13 protein-coding genes are annotated in these 15,351 nt (G+C 64.2%); 5 read left to right on the forward strand and 8 right to left on the reverse strand.

Annotated elements, in window-relative coordinates:
• Positions 1–44: 44 nt before the first annotated feature.
• Entirely contained in the window at positions 45–692 is a 648-nt protein-coding gene (locus tag BDO18943_RS11090) for a helix-turn-helix transcriptional regulator (protein WP_175022326.1), read from the forward strand.
• Positions 693–786: 94 nt separating this feature from the next.
• On the opposite strand, the gene BDO18943_RS11095 is transcribed toward BDO18943_RS11090, so the two are convergent.
• Positions 787–1,911 carry an aminotransferase gene (locus BDO18943_RS11095; RefSeq protein WP_175022327.1) on the reverse strand — a complete coding sequence of 375 codons (1,125 nt, stop codon included), beginning with the start codon at positions 1,909–1,911 and terminating at the stop codon, positions 787–789.
• Positions 1,912–2,232: 321 nt separating this feature from the next.
• Between BDO18943_RS11095 and BDO18943_RS11100 the strand changes: the two genes are divergently transcribed.
• A complete protein-coding gene (locus BDO18943_RS11100; protein ID WP_175022328.1) occupies positions 2,233–3,378 on the forward strand; it encodes a succinylglutamate desuccinylase/aspartoacylase family protein in 1,146 nt (381 codons plus the stop codon).
• Between the two features lie 182 nt (positions 3,379–3,560).
• Here BDO18943_RS11100 and BDO18943_RS11105 read toward each other — a convergent pair whose 3' ends face one another.
• Positions 3,561–4,265, reverse strand: coding sequence for an SDR family oxidoreductase (locus BDO18943_RS11105; protein WP_039354670.1), 705 nt, complete (start codon positions 4,263–4,265; stop codon positions 3,561–3,563).
• Positions 4,266–4,399: 134 nt separating this feature from the next.
• Between BDO18943_RS11105 and gcvA the strand changes: the two genes are divergently transcribed.
• Positions 4,400–5,320 (forward strand): transcriptional regulator GcvA, encoded by a 921-nt coding sequence (gene gcvA, locus BDO18943_RS11110; protein WP_175022329.1) that lies wholly within the window; start codon positions 4,400–4,402, stop codon positions 5,318–5,320.
• Here the strand turns inward: gcvA and BDO18943_RS11115 are convergent.
• From BDO18943_RS11115 to BDO18943_RS11140, 6 genes are all read right to left on the reverse strand, one after another.
• Positions 5,293–5,889, reverse strand: coding sequence for a pyridoxamine 5'-phosphate oxidase family protein (locus tag BDO18943_RS11115; protein WP_175022330.1), 597 nt, complete (start codon positions 5,887–5,889; stop codon positions 5,293–5,295). The genes gcvA and BDO18943_RS11115 overlap by 28 nt on opposite strands.
• A 95-nt stretch (positions 5,890–5,984) precedes the next feature.
• Entirely contained in the window at positions 5,985–6,176 is a 192-nt protein-coding gene (locus BDO18943_RS11120; protein ID WP_043178469.1) for a hypothetical protein, read from the reverse strand.
• Positions 6,177–6,188: 12 nt separating this feature from the next.
• Positions 6,189–7,388, reverse strand: a complete 1,200-nt coding sequence (locus BDO18943_RS11125) for an aminotransferase-like domain-containing protein (protein WP_175022331.1) — start codon at positions 7,386–7,388, stop codon at positions 6,189–6,191.
• 312 nt (positions 7,389–7,700) lie between these two features.
• A complete protein-coding gene (locus BDO18943_RS11130) occupies positions 7,701–8,669 on the reverse strand; it encodes an alpha-amylase family protein (protein WP_175022332.1) in 969 nt (322 codons plus the stop codon).
• Positions 8,670–8,776: 107 nt separating this feature from the next.
• Entirely contained in the window at positions 8,777–10,420 is a 1,644-nt protein-coding gene (locus BDO18943_RS11135) for a DUF2334 domain-containing protein (RefSeq protein ID WP_175022333.1), read from the reverse strand.
• 12 nt (positions 10,421–10,432) lie between these two features.
• On the reverse strand, positions 10,433–10,741 hold the full coding sequence (locus BDO18943_RS11140) for a hypothetical protein (protein WP_235995934.1): 309 nt from the start codon (positions 10,739–10,741) through the stop codon (positions 10,433–10,435).
• A 939-nt stretch (positions 10,742–11,680) separates the two neighbouring features.
• Here BDO18943_RS11140 and BDO18943_RS11145 point away from each other — a divergent pair.
• A complete protein-coding gene (locus BDO18943_RS11145; protein ID WP_175022334.1) occupies positions 11,681–13,648 on the forward strand; it encodes a glycosyl transferase family protein in 1,968 nt (655 codons plus the stop codon).
• Positions 13,645–15,339, forward strand: a complete 1,695-nt coding sequence (locus BDO18943_RS11150; protein ID WP_175022335.1) for an NfrA family protein — start codon at positions 13,645–13,647, stop codon at positions 15,337–15,339. The genes BDO18943_RS11145 and BDO18943_RS11150 overlap by 4 nt, the downstream gene beginning before the upstream one ends.
• The last annotated feature ends 12 nt before the right edge of the window (positions 15,340–15,351 follow it).

Consider the following 15,351-nt stretch of genomic DNA (forward strand, 5'->3'; position numbering starts at 1 on the left):
CTCGTTGCTCACGATCTGAACCCATCCCGATTGGCAGACGAAAGATGCTCCTCCGCAAGCCGAAACAAGCCCTCGCCGATCAACGCCCGCTCGATCGATATCGGCGCATCGCCGACGGTATCGCCGCGCTGTTCTTCCCTTTCGCGGAAGTCGTGATCCACGATCTCGCGACGCAAACCGTCGCTTACATCGCCAACAACCTCTCGAAGCGCGAAACCGGAGACGACTCGGCCCTGGACGAATTCAAGGCGTCCGCGATCGAGCACGTGATGGGGCCCTACGAGAAAACGAACTGGGACGGCCGTCAGATGCGCTGCGTCAGCGTCCTCGTACCCGGTGAATCGTCGGAGCCGATCGGGGTCGTGTGCATCAACTTCAATATCGCGGCATTCAACGACATCAGGCACGCACTCGACCTGTTCGTGACCGGCGCGGGCCCCGTGCGACCGCAGGAAGCCCTGTTCAACGATGACTGGCAAGAGCGCATCAACACGTTCCTGCACACCTGGCTACGCGAACGTCAGCTCGCGCTCGACTCGCTGTCCCGGAAACACAAGCGCGAGCTCGTCAAGGCCCTGTACGCGCAGGGCGGCTTCAACGGCAAGCGTACCGCCCACTATGTCGCGAACGTGCTCGACATGGGACGCGCTACCGTCTACCAGCACTTGAGGGACATGCGCGGGCTCGAATGACGGATTCGGCACTGCTTCGGCGCCGGTAACGGCGTGCCGGCCGCGCCGGCCGGGCGCGGCAACGGCCCACCCGAGCGGCTCGATACCGGCCCCGTCAGCTTGACTTCGTCCGCAGGAAATCCGACACGCGCGCCAGCCCCTGCTCGAGGACATCCCGGTGGTTTGCGTAACCGATCCGGATAGTCCCCTCCATCTCGAGCGCGCTCCCCGGCGTGAACATCACGCCCGTCGCTTCCAGCAATTCGACGCAGAAATCGCGCGACGGCATGTCGTACGCATATTTCAGGAGCGCGGTCGTTCCCGACTTCGGCTTGATCCAGGAAATCGCGGGTTCCCGATCGACCCACGCCGCGAGGATCGCGAGATTGGTGCGGACGATGTCGAGATTGCGCTTCATGATCGCATCGCGGTGTTCGAGCGCCAGGGTGGCGAAGTAGTCGTCGATCATCCCCACGCTGATGGTGTTGTAGTCGCGATGGACGGCGACTGCCCGAATCAGATCGGTCGGGCCGGCGATCCAGCCGAGACGCAACCCGGCGAGCGAATAGGTCTTCGACATGCTGGCCGTGCTGATGCCCTTTTCGTAGAGGTCCGCGATCGATGCGCTATACCCGCTCCCCTCCTGGTCCGTGCCGCGATACACCTCGTCGCAGAGGACATAGGCGCCGCAACGCCGAGCGATATCCGCGACCTTGCGCAGAAACGCTTCGTCCATCAGCGATCCCGTCGGGTTGTTCGGGTTGTTGATGGCGATGAGTCGCGTTTTTCCGTCGACGAGCGACTCCAGTTCGGCGAGATCCGGCAGGAAGCCGTTCTCTTCGCGCAGCTTCAGGACCTTGACGTTCGCGCCATAGCTTTCCGGAATCGAGTAGTGCTGCTGATAAGTCGGCAGGACCGAGACAACGGTGTCGCCGGGTTCCACGAGCGTTTCGTAGATCAACGCATTCCCGCCGATGGCGCCGTGCGTCACGATGACGTTTTCCGCCGACTGCTTCGAATACGTGCGAGCGATGGCCTCGCGCAGCCGGGCGGTCCCTTCGATCGCGCCATACGTCAGCTTCATCGGCCGCAGCTCGTCGAGCACCGATTCCTGACGGCCGGTCAGCGTGAGAAGCTGGTCGACGGTCAGCGATTCGACGCACGTTTCCGCAAGGTTGTACGTGCAGTGGTGCTCGTAAAGATCCATCCAGCGCTCGACACCGAATTCCTTGATTTTCATGTCAGTCCGTTCCTTTGATATGGATTGCGCGATCTGCCATCGGCCGCGCGTGTAGACAGCGAGCAGGTGGGCGCCTCGTCCGGCACGACATCTCCGCGGCAGGCAGCTTCCGCCTGTTGCCCGAGCGCGAATTCCATGACGACCCGACATCCCTGCGGAACAACCTGGTCAAAGTATCCACTTCCTAAACCAAAATGTCCAGAGTAGACTAGAAAATCTAAATTAAGTCATGAGGCCCGGCGCTTGTCGGGAATCGCCGAACGAGCGTTTCGTCGGCGTCCGCGCTTCCACGGCGCCGCACCCCATTTGAGGAGACTACGCATGACCTATCGACGCATCGAGATTCCCCTGCCGTCGCCCGCGCCGGGTGTGGCGCTCAGCCTGACGGCACACCGGTTCGGCCAGATCGATCACGGCCGCAGCCTCTATTTCCACGCCGGCCTGCATGCGGACGAGCATCCCGGCCTGCTCGTCCTGCAACACATGCTCGCGGCGCTGCACGCACTCGACCGGGCCGGGCGCATCGACGGTTGCGTCACGGTCGTCCCGTTTTCCAATCCGATCGGCCTGTCGCAGCGGCTCTTCGGCCCTGTCGTCGGGCGATTCGATTTCGAGAACGGCGAGAACTTCAACAGGAACTTCCCGGCACTCGGGCGAGCCGTCGAACAGCGTTTGCGCGAAGACGACGCCGCGAGCCTCACGCGTTCCGAGTGGAAGCGCTTCTTTCGCGGCCTGCTGGACGGCGGCAATGCAATGAGCCCCGCTGCCGCGATGAAGCTTGAATTGACCCGGCTGGCGATCGAGCACGACATCGTCATCGACCTTCATTGCGACACCGATGCCATCGCCCACGTCTACGCGTCGACGCTCCAGCGCGAACGCGCGATCAAGGTGGCGCGATGGATCGACGCCCCGGTCGTGCTGCTGGAACCGGCGCGAGCCGGAGGCGGTGCGTTCGATCAGAGTCATTCGAGCGCATGGGGCGAACTGCAGCGGGCCGGCCTGTTCGATGGCGAGGCCAGCGGCTTTTCCGCGACGATCGAATTGCGCGGGCAGTCGGACGTCAGCGACGCGCTCGCGTCGACCGATGCCGGAAGGTTGCTGCGCTTCGCCGAATCCGAAGGGGTCCTGTCTTTGCCCGACGCGTTCGACGATTGCGCCCGCATCATGTCACCCGAAGCGTTTCCGCTGGAAGGCGCGGCCCATGTCCGCTGCCCTTGCGCCGGCGTGATCGTGTATCGGCGCGCGCCCGGGGAGCGGATTGCCGCGGGCGAGATGTTTGCCGAGATCGTGCGCCTCGACAGCCCCGAGATCAATGCGCGCGTTCCGGTCGTCAGCCCGATCGACGGCGTGATGGTCGTGCGTCAGCTCCAGAAGCTCGTGCGTCCGGGGCAACGCGCGGCACTGATCGCCGGCCACGCGCCGCTCGTCGATCGCGATCCCGGAAATTTGCTGCTGGATTTCTGACCGTTCGTCGCTACGCCGCCCACTCGTCTCACACCCAAACCGACGCATGGAAACACGGGACTTACCGCTTCCCGATCTCTCGCCCGGGACGCTTCAGCGATGACTGGAGGCGGAGCTTCGTGCGCCGTCAGGCAGTGAGTCACGCGGCGAGCGGCCCGCGCGGCCGCTCGCCCATGTGACGCTCAGAGCGCCTTGACGATCGCGCCGTCGACGCGAATGTTCTGCCCGGTGATGTAACCCGCTCCGTCGGACAGCAGGAACGCGACCGTCTTCGCGATCTCGCCGGTCTTGCCGAAGCGGCCGGCCGGAATGCGCGCGACGATCTCCGGCGTTTCCGGCCAGCTGTCGATGAAGCCCGGCAGCACCGCGTTCATCCGGATGTTCTCGGCCGCATAGCGTTCCGCGTAAAGACGCGTCCACGCGCTCAGCGCCGCGCGCAGTGCCGACGATACGGGCATCGGCTGCTCGGGCGCGTCGGCCGCGAAGCTCGAGATGTTGACCACCGCACCGCCGCCCTGCTTCTGGAAGATCGGCGTCACGCGGCGCATCACGCGCACCACGTTCAGCAGGATCAGGTCGAGCCCCGCGTGCCAGTTGTCGTCGGTGATCGCCAGCAGCTCGCCCTTCGGCGGGTGCCCGGTGTTGTTCACGACCGCATCGATGCGGCCGTAGCGCGCGACCGTTTCCTGCACGAGCCGGTCGATGTCGGCTTCTTCCGTCACCGAGCCCTGGATGCCGAACCCGCCCAGCTCCTCGCCGAGCGCCACCGCGCTGCCCGACGGCGACATCAGCGCGACGCGATAGCCCGTCGCCGCCAGTTCGCGCGCGATCGCCGCGCCCATGCCCTTGCCCGCCGCCGTGATCAACGCCACTTTTTCTACAGTCACGATCTGCTCCTCGTTCGAGTCCTGCCGCCGCGCAGCCGCCGTTCGGCGCGCCATGGTGGTAATGTAGGCGCATCGATACCGACTGTCGAACCAGTATTTCTGCCTCCAGCCGATAGTTTTTCTACAGCCTGACGATGCCGCCTCGCCCCTCCCGCCTGCCGCCGCTGAATGCGCTTCGCGCGTTCGAAGTCTCCGCGCGGCACCTCAATTTCCGCGCCGCGGCCGACGAGATCGGCGTCACGCAGGGCGCCGTCGCGCAGCAGGTGCGCCACCTCGAGGACGTGCTCGGCCTGAAGCTGTTCGAACGCCTGCCGCGCGGCCTCGCGCTGACGCACGACGGCGCCGCGTATTTCTCCGACGTGCAGCGCGCGCTGCACGCGATCGCCGACGCCACCGACAAGCTCGTGAAGCGGCGCGCCGCGCTGACGATCAGCACGACGCCGTCGTTCGCGTCGAAATGGCTGATCCCCCGGCTCGCACGATTCACCGACGCACATCCCGACTACGACGTGCGCGTGATCGCCGACCCGCAGCTCGCGACGTTCCGCCACGACGGCGTCGATCTCGCGATTCGCTACGGCAAGCCACCGTTCGGCAAGCATCTCGCCACGCATGCGCTGTTCCCGCTCGACGTGTGCGCGGTGTGCAGCCCCACGCTGCTGGCCGCGCCCGCGTCATCGAGCGCGCTCGCGGGCCAGGTGCTGCTGCACGACGCGCACGACCTGTGGCCCGAGTTCCTCGCCGCGATGCCGGAACCCGTCGCCATCGATCCGCACAAGGGGCTGCGCTTCAACCAGACGTCGCTCGCGATCGATGCGGCCGTCGCCGGCCAGGGCATCGCGCTCGCGACCGATCCGCTCGTCGAGCGCGACATTGCCGCGGGCAGGCTGTGCAAGCCGTTCGATTTTGCGTTTCCGCTGTCGGTGGGGTTCTATCTCGTGTATCCGGCCGAGCGGCGCGACGACGATGCGATCGCCGTGATGCGCGCGTGGATGATCGCGCAGGCGGTGTCCGACGAACAGCAGGGTCAGGGCGCGATCCAGCGGCCTTCGTAGCCGCCTGCGTGCAGATCGAATACCGCGCGGCGATGGCCGCTACGCGCGAGTTCGAGCCAGTCGATGCGCGTCGCGGTCACGTGAAGCAGGCAGAAGTTTTCATAGCCGTCGCCGGCTGGCTCGGGACGTTGGCTCGCCGGGACATGCGCCGCCTCAGGCGACTCGACCGGCGTACCCGGCGGCAACGGCGCGCGATACAGCAGCAGCGTATGCGGGCGGCTCGATTGCCAGATCGCGCGCCGTTGCGCGTCGTCGTCGCAGATCGATGCAACCCCCTCCACGCGAATCTGCACGAGCGCATCGAGATCGTTGGCGACGAGCGCGATGCGCGGATCGCGGCGCAGCTCCGCGACCTTCTCCGAACGCGCATCGGTATGAAACGACAGCACGCGATCGGCGCGGCTCACCTGGCGCAAGACGATCGTGCGTACCTTCGGCGCGCCGTCGATGCCGAGCGTCGCGGCCTGCAGCATCGTGAACGGCGAGCGCTGCGCGCTCACGCCGGATTCGAGGCAGGACCACAGGCGCTCGTAGGTTTCCGCGAGCGATTCGGACGTTGATTCGGGCATGACGAAGCGGCGATCGTGCGGGTGGCGATCGCGCAAGCTTAACCGTTTGCGGCGGCGATGGCACGCGCATGGCGCGCCGGCCGTCGCCGTGCGGCTCAGTTGTAGCCGAGTACGACCGATGCCGCTTCGCCGAGGTCGGCTGCCGGCTCCGCGCCGAAGCGGCCGAGCACGTCGGCCACATACTGCGGCCCCGCGCTGATCTGCGACGAACGGTGCGCAACCGGCCGGTGATCGCCCGCGCCCGGTGCTGCGCCCATCGATACGGTATCGTTGACGGTGAGTTTCATGTGGATGTCTCCTCAAGCGGCCAGCGCCGCACCATACGCGCGCACGAGGCGCGCAACGCCTTCCCGGATCGCGTCGACGTCCGGTGCGGCAAATGACAGCCGCAGCGAGGACGCGTCGACGTTGTCCGCGAAGAATGCCTTGCCCGGCACGAACACGATCTTGTTCGCGATCGCCTGTTGCAGCAGCACGTCCGACGACACCGCGCCGATCCGCGCCCACACGAACATCCCGCCTTCGGGACGATGGAATTCGATCGCATCGCCAAGGCCGTCGCGCAGTGCGTCGCACATCGCCTCGCATTTGCGCTGGTAGGCAGCCGTGATGCGCGGCAGATGGCGCTCGAGCGCGCCGTCGGCCAGATATTCGGCGGCGGCCGCCTGCGTCCACGGCGTGCTGCACAGATCGACCGTCTGCTTCGCGATCACGCAGCGCCGCGCGATCTCGGCCGGCGCGATCGTCCAGCCCACGCGCAGCCCCGGCGCGACGATCTTCGACAGGCTCGCGAAATGCACGAGCCAGTCGCGCGCGCCGTCCACTTCATCGGCGAGCGCCAGCATCGACGGCACGGCCTCGCCCGCGAAACGCAGGTCGCCGTACGGATCGTCCTCGACGATCAGGAAACGGTATTGCACCGCGAGACGCAGCAGCTTCAGCCGGCGCTCGCGCGTGAGCGTCGCACCCGTCGGGTTCGCGAAGGTCGGCACCGTGTAGAGCAGCTTCGGCTGCGCGATCGCGCCGGACGCAAGCTGCTCGCCGAGACGGTCGACGTCGAGACCGTCGCCGTCGACCGGAATCGTCACGATGCGCGCCTGCTGCAGACGCATCGCCTGCAGCGTCGCCGGATAGGCCGGCTGCTCGGTCAAAACCACGTCGCCGGGCGACACCATCACGCGCAGCAGCAGGTCGAGGCCCTGCTGCGAACCGGTCGTGACGAGCAGTTCGGCCGACGTGCACGCCACCCTGCGGCGCGCCATCAGCGCGATCAGCTGCTGCTTCAGGTCGGCGAGGCCGTCGGTCGGGCCATATTGCAGGCAGCGCACGGGCTGCGCGTACGCGCGCTCGGCGGCCGCGTTCAGGCCGTCGACGTCGAACAGGTCGCTGGCCGGATAGCCGCCCGCGAAGGAAATCATGCCCGGTTCGGACAGGTACTTGAACAGTTCGCGGATCGGCGAACCGGCGGGATTCTGGAATGAGGGAGTGAACGCGTACATGTCGTCGTGAGCTGGATGGCGCGGACGGCCGGGATAGCCGCCCGATGCCGGCCACCGCGGCGCTGCTGGCGCCACGGCGGTGAAATCGAGCCACGATTGTCGATAGTCATTAAGGCCGCGGCAAACGATATCTATGCACTAGGTCTTGCGGTTTGGTCATCAAATGGGGCTTGGGCGGGGGATGCGAAACGCGCTGGTTCCCGGCGTCTCGACACCGGATTCCGGGCACGCGTTGCCGGCAGAAAGCCAATCCGTCCGATTGTTTCGCGAAGCGTTCGCCCCGCCCGCCCCGCTTGCCGGGATCGCGCCAAATCAGTGCGCCGGCCCCGCAGGCGCGACCGGCGGCGGCCCGGGCTTCCACGTCGAGAGCGCGCGCGTGAGGTCGTCCGACACATAGTGCGGACCATCGAACAGATAGACCGAATAGCCGCGATACGCCAGCAGTTGCTTGCTCAACTCGTCGGCGCTGGCCGAACGGAACCCGCCGCGCTCGGCGGGCCGGAACGCCTCGGCGATGACCCGCACGCGCCGTTTGCCCAGCTTTGCAACCAGCTCGTCGAGGTAGCTGCGTGCGACATACGGCTCGCGGGCATAGACGCCGCAACCATCCTGGAAGAACACGCCGACGTCCGCAGGCAGCCACGTTGCGAGCCAGTCCGCGAGTGCCTTTCCGCCGATATTGGTCTGGTCGTACACGCTCACCCAGAGCGGACGTGGCAGCCGTTGCAGGACCGCGGCGAGCTTGGGGGCATCCTGCCAGGTCGGATCGATTTCGACCGGGAAGTAGTAGCCGGTGACATGCAGCGGGACGGATGCGTGCGCCACTTCCAGGGACTGGTCGGCGAGCGTCGATAGATGGGTGCGCGCACGCTTTTCGTCCTGGTAGCCGGCCAGGCCCAGGATGACGTTTCGGGCCCACGGCTCACGACCGATACGTTCCCAGTCGGGAAGGTGCGCAGCAGGCGGGATGCGGGTGTTGGCGATGTACGCGGCATCGTCGACGACGGTCCATTGAATCAGCAGATCGCTGATGCCGAGCATCTGCCAGTTGCCGACCGGGTTCGTCGTCGAGTTGTCCACCTGCCAGACGATGCCGTCCGCGTGCACGTCGTGCGCGGTCCAGCTGCAGGCGGCCACGACGAGCGATGCGCCGATGGCCGCAAGCGTCGCCGCCCGGGGCGAACGCGGCGCGGCGGCGAGCAGGCCCGGTCGTGCTGCGAGCCGAAACCGGCCCATGCACAGACGAATCCTGCGCAAGACCGGGATCGCGTACGTGGTCATCGCTGGCTCCCCGGGAAGCATGCCTGCGCGTCATCGTAGCCGATCAAACGCAAACGTGCGACCCGCGTTGTTGATGCGGGTCGCACGGGGTTGCCGCTACGGCGCCCTCACTTGGCCGTCGTGCCGTCCACCCACTTGTAGCCGAGATTCGTGATGCCGGTGACCAGACTCTGGAAGTCCCGATACGCCGGCAATCCGAGATCGGGTTCAAGCCAGTACGGATGGAAGAAGAACGATGCGAAACCGTCCCGCACCGCCAGACCATACTGGGCATTGGTCACGATTTGCTGCCACGTGTACGTGATGCACGAGAACGGGTCGATATTGCAGATGTTGTACTGCACGCTGCCCAGGTTCTCCGGAATGATCCGTTGCCCGTAGTAATCGGTGTTGATGATGTACGGGAAAAACTGCCCGGCGGAAAAGTCCTGGTTGGCCGCCCCCGTTCCGATTTGCGGATTGGTCGACGTGTAGTACACGGCCCGCTGGAACGTGGTCGGGAACGTGAGGGCGGTCGCCGACGATGCCGCGGGCGACATCTGGTACTGCGGCGCAGCCCAGCCGACGACCTTGTAGCCGTTGGTCGTGAACTCGAGCAGACCATCGGTCATCCTGCCTTCCGCCCATTGCACGGAGTCCTCATCGACCGGTCGGTTCTGCACGGCGAACCAGAACTCGTAATCGCTGCCGCTCACGGCGTTCTGCAGATTCGGCGTCGAATCGTACTGGTGCGTATATCCGTGCATCACGATCGAGCCGCCACGCGCGAGTGCATAGTTCAGCGCGCTCTTGAGGCCGGTTGCCTGCGCCAGATGGATCGTCTCCGGCACGCCGCCGTTGTAATAACCGTTCGGGTCCGTATACAACGGGATGGTGGCCATCGTGAACGGAATCCGCTTCGAGTACAGGTAATTCGACAGCTGCTGCATCGAGCTCGTCGTCGTGTACGCGTCGAGATCCTCCAGGCGGACGAGCGCACGATGATTCACCGGTGCATTGGTCTTCAGAATGTCGTGCAGGATGTCGCAAATCACCAGGTAGCGATCCGTCGGGCCGATGTAGGAAAACGGCATGTCCGCGAAGTACCAGAGATTGCCCGAGCGCATGACGTAGGGCGTGGTTGCACCGCTCTGGCTGTTCTTGATGGTGACGAGCGCCTGCGCCTTGGTGGCATCGACGATCTGGGTCAGGCCGACGTCCGGATCCGCACTGATGACGCCGGTCGAAGCGTCATAGGCGTAGTACTTGACCATCGACAGGTTCTTGTACGTGACCGTGTCGTAGAAGCCGGGATTCGGATTGCTCGCCGACGGCGTCGCGTTCATCCCGGCAAGGCCCTGGAAGCTGAACCCGTAGGTCTGGTTGAACGTGTAGGCCGTGTTCCATGCCAGTTCCCACAGGTTGTACTTGAACCAGACCACCGTCTTCTGGGCGGTCATCACGTCGCTCAGGAACGCCGTCGGAATCGGGTTGTTGTAGTAGTCGCCGATATAGAACGTCGCGTCGTGGCTTCCGATCATGCCGGACGTGTAGTTCTGGATCGGCACCAGGTCGACCGTCGTATTGAAGTGACCCAGCAGGTTCCTCAGCATGATGCTGTACATCAGGCCCAGCTTCGAATACGGATCGTTGGCCGGATTGTCGTACAGCACGAGCGTATGGGCGGTGGTGGCCTGCGCATGCGCGGTGCCCGGCAATGTCATTTGCGCGAGTCCGGCAAGCAGGGCGATGACGAGCAAGATCTTTTTCATGGCCGTTTCTCCCTAGTCACGTTCCACATTGCCATTGGATTTCTTGACGGAATTCTTGCTGAACTTCGGGCGGCCCGTTTCCTTGTATGCCTTGTCCCAATCCTCGTCGGACATCCCTGCTTTCACTTTGACCTGAGCCGAGCCGGTCGGCAGCGGAGGCGGTTTCACCGTCTTCTGGACAGAAGAATTGCCGTTCTGCTGCGCACTCGCATCCTGAACGCCGACGGCGAAGACAAGCGTGGCGATCAATGCGACGAGCGATCCGGCGGTGTTCAACCCGTTTCGAAAAGATTGCTTGCGATGCGAAGGCATGATTTTCATCCTTTGATATGCAAAATAAGTTCATCTCGTTAACGAAACGAGCACGGCGAAGCGCCATCCGGATTCGGGGCGTTATGTCGTGAATTTCTGCTGCGAGATTGAAACCAGACGAATAAATCCGGCAGGAGATGGTTTGACTTTCAAGCTAGAACCGTACCATCCGTCGCAAATGGGCATAGCGCCAAGGTGCCGAAATTGACGCATCAATTCAGCTCAAAAATTGCCTCGATAAACGTTTCAGGCGTGCAACGCGGCGGTGTCACGAATTTAATCGGACAAACGCGCCAAGCCTGTTCGTACGATTCAGGGAAAACCAGTTGATCACCGCGCTTCGCAAAGATGCAACGCGGTCATTGCGCGGACGACATGCATGCGCAATGACGACCGAGGCGCCTGATTTCCGGTTCGACGCCGATCCATCCGGCCGGTCGCGGCTGGAATCGCGCGACGACTTCCCGAGGGTGGCCGCCGGCGCCCGGCAGAGGGTCTGAAAACGATGTGTCATCCGGTCGATCTACCGCGTGTTTCAGCACTGAAACATTTGGCTCGGATTCGATGGGCCGATCCTGTGCGACGCCCCGTGACGCCCTCAGGCTCAAGGGTCACGCAGCGATGGCGCACGACTTGCTTCATGAGCAGTGGGTTGCGAAGTCGGTGCGCGGGGAGCACTGCGCGTGCGCCGGGTGGGGCGTGGCGGCAAGCGTGTTGAAGCACGCTGGGACGGAAGCAGGCAAGCAGGGACCGGGTTGTCGAAAAGTCATCCACTGAACACGCTGCATCGAGGAAGGTCGCGCCCGGCGCAGCGCCTTTTCGAGCGGCAGGCATTCGCGTGGCACACACCACGGAGTGGACGTGACGGGGGCGACGAAGACGAGGAACGTTTCGTCTTGCGTCGGTACGAGGGGAAATAATTCAATACAAGATAACAGCGCGGAAAAAATGATGGATAACATGATTTGGAGTGCGTATTTATATGCACTGAACCTTGTCACCATTGTGACCGCAATCGTCATCCTGGTCAGCACACTGGATGACCTCACGCTGGATGCCTGTTACTGGTCATTTGAAATCGGTCGAATCCTGCGCCGCGAAAAATCGCAAACGATCGATATCGGCATGCTGCGCGCGCTGGAAGAACGGCATCTGGCGCTGATGGTGCCGGCCTGGAAAGAATATGACGTGATCGCCAAGATGATCGAAAACACGTTGGCGACCCTCGAATACGAGCGCTACGTGATATTCGTCGGCACCTATCATAACGATGCCGAAACCACCGCCGAGGTCGAACGAATGGTCCGCCGGTATCCGGGCAGGGTCACGCGCGCGACGGTCATGAACGACGGGCCGACCTGCAAGGCGGACTGCCTGAACTGGATCGTCGAAGCCATCCTGCGCTACGAAGCGGTTCATCACATCCAGTTCGCGGGCGTCGTGATGCACGACTGCGAGGATGTCATTCATCCGGTCGAACTCAAGTACCTCAACCACGCGGTAGCGGAGAGCGACCTGGTCCAGCTTCCCGTGCTGTCCTTGCCGCGCAAGTGGAACGAGTTCGTCGCCGGCTGCTACCTCGACGACTTCAGCGAAACGCACCAGAAGGACGTGCCGGTGCGGGCCCGCCTGACCGGCATCGTCCCGGGCGCGGGCGTGGCGTCGTGCTACAGCAGGCGCTCGATCGAAGCGGCGATGAAGGAACGCAACGGCTGCCCGTTCAACACCAGTTCGCTGACCGAGGACTACGACTTCAGCTTTCGGCTGAGGGACCTCGGCATGAAGGAAACCTTCGCCCGCTTTCCGCTTTCGGATATCGCGCGCGACTCCGGGGCCAAGCGTGCCAGTGGTAGCAGCAGCGTCGTCAATCGAAACCTGCTGGCCACACGCGAGTATTTTCCCAAGACATTTCGCACCGCCTACCGTCAGCGCGCCCGCTGGATTCTCGGCATCGCCTTTCAGGGCTGGGAGCAACTCGGCTGGAAAGGCAACCTGCTCACCCGCTACATGTTCTTCCACGATCGCAAAGGCATCGTGACGTCACTGTTTTCGGTGATTGCCTATGGCGTGCTGCTCAACTTCCTGTTGCTGGCCGCCCTTCAGAAAGCCGGCCATGCCATCCCTGTCGGCGCCACCGCCCTCGCGGCGAGCCCGTGGGTCGCGCCGCTGCTGTGGGTGAACACCGCCATGCTGTTTGCGCGTGCGGGGCAACGCTACCACTTCGTCAGCAAGCTGAACGGCCCGGTCCAGGGGCTGCTGTCGATTCCGCGGATGTTCGTCAACAACCTGATCAATTTCTACGCGGTCTGCCGCGCGTGGCGCATCTATCTCGGCCATCTCGCGAGCGGCAAGCCCATCGCGTGGGACAAGACCAGTCATACCTACCTGTCGAACAAGGAACTCGGCAAAGTGCGCCTCAAGATCGGCGAGATCCTCGTCGGTTGGGGGGTGGTCACGCTGGAGCAATTGCAGGCGAGCCTGGAGAAACAGCTGACCTGCGGCAAGCGGCTGGGTGAGTTGTTGATCGAAGGTAGCGCGCTCTCGACCGAATCTCTGGCGGATGCAATCGCCGAGCAAGCCGAACTGCCTCGGGTGTGCCTGGGTAACGTCGCGGTGGGCCACTTCGCGGATTCGCTGGCATTCGAGCTGCAGTACGCGTATCGCGCCGTCCCGTTTTCAACGGCGGACGACGGCACGTTGAACATCGCGGTCGGACGGCCGCTCACGCCGGACGAACAGGATGTCGTGCGGCGCGGCGCCCGGGCGAAGGTGGCCTATTTCATTGCCTGCGATCTGGAGATTACCGCCGAACTCGCCCGGCACTCGCGCTTCGTCGAACTCGTACGCGCACGCGACGGCGATCCGTCGGCGCAGCAGGACGCTCCCGCGAAAAAACCGTCGGGAGAACAGGCATGAAGCATTCGAGATTCCCGCTCGCGGCCAGCCTCAAGCGCTGCGCACGGTTGAGCGCACTGGCGATCGCCGTGTCGCTGGCCTGGCAGGCGCCGGCATCCGCCGCCCAGCACTTGACGCCCAAAGCCTACCGGCTCGCCGACAGCGCCTACAAGGCGATCAATGCCGGCGACCTGCCCCTCGCGGAAGTGTATGCGTCGCGTGCCATCAAGATTCAACCTGGAAGCGAACAGCTCGGGCTGCTGCTCGTCGATGTCTACAGACGGGAAGGAAAAGTCGACCAAGCGGACGCGATGACCGAATCGCTGATCGTTCGTTTTCCGAAGAGTGCAGCGGTACGCGCACAGCATGGCTACCTGGCGCAGCGGCAGATGCGCTACGACGTTGCCTGCAGCGATTTCGCCGCCGCCGTCGCGACCGGGAAATGGAGCAAGGAGCAGCAGCGCAACCTGCGCCTCGCCTGGGCGGACAGCGCGCTCGCGGCGAAGCGTCCGCATGAAGCCGGCATTGCACTGACGCCGCTGGCCGATGAGAAATCGGCCGTGGTGCAGTTGCGTATCGCACAGATGAGCCTGCAGGCAGGCGACCGCGACACCGCGATCCGCATGGCGGACCTGGCAACCAGCGATGCGACGTCCGATGGCGAGCGCAACATGGCCGCGTCGATCGCGGCGCAGGCGCGGCAAGACGATCAGGCCGCTCAGGCGCCAGTGGACAATACCGCGCAACAGAAGCTGCAGGACGCCTACGACCTGCTGCGCGACCACAAGGACCGCGAGGCGCTCGATGCATTCCAGGAAGGATTTTCCGGCGGCGCCGGCAACGCAATGAACTACGCGGACGCGGGCTACGCCGCCAAGCGGATCGGGCTGAACCAGGAGTCCATCGACCTGTTCGAGCACAGCCTCGACGCCGACGAAAACGAACACACGTTCGACGCGCAGCACAAGTTCGGCTATCGGCGGGAAGTCGAGCAGCTTCAGCGCACCTGGGGGTTCGTGCTGAGCGCGCCGTACCAGTCGGCCGCGTTCGGCCCGCAAGGCACCATCAGCGTGTTGCAGCCGGGTATCGAAGTGTATTGGCAGCCGCCGAAGATCGGCTATCAGAACGGCCGCATCTTCCAGTTCTTCGTGCGCGGATACGGCACGGCCTACGACGGGACAGGCAACGTGACCGGCATGCCGACCGTGCAGGGTTCGGTGGGCGCACGCTACAAGCCGCTGCCCGACCAGAACGTCGTGCTGACCGCCGAGCGGCTGTTCCACGTCGGCGCCCTGTCGACGACCGACTGGTTGATGCGTCTGGGTTATTCGTCGGAAGCCGGGACCGACCTGAGGGTGACCGAACCGAGCTGGCGCAGCTGGCAGGCGTATGTCGAGGGCGCGTACTTCATCAGCGCGGGTCGGTACATCATTTATTCGGAGTTGCGTTACGGGCACACCTGGCGCTTGCCGATGATCAGCGATCGGCTGACCATCTACCCGCACGCCGCGGTGGCCGGCGATCACGACAATCGACAGCCGGACAAGACGGCGATCGGCGCCGGGCCGGGCATCCAGTTGCGGTACTGGTTTCGCGAAGGCCGGTATAGCGCGCCGGCAAGCTACCTGGATGTCACGGTGCAATACCGGTTCGGGTTGACGTCAGCGGCACGCGCACGTGGTCTCGTGGTACGCGCGACATTGTGGTTCTAGCCATCGACGCTG

Origin of the sequence: Burkholderia aenigmatica, assembly GCF_902499175.1 — a bacterium.
Classification (GTDB): domain Bacteria; phylum Pseudomonadota; class Gammaproteobacteria; order Burkholderiales; family Burkholderiaceae; genus Burkholderia; species Burkholderia aenigmatica.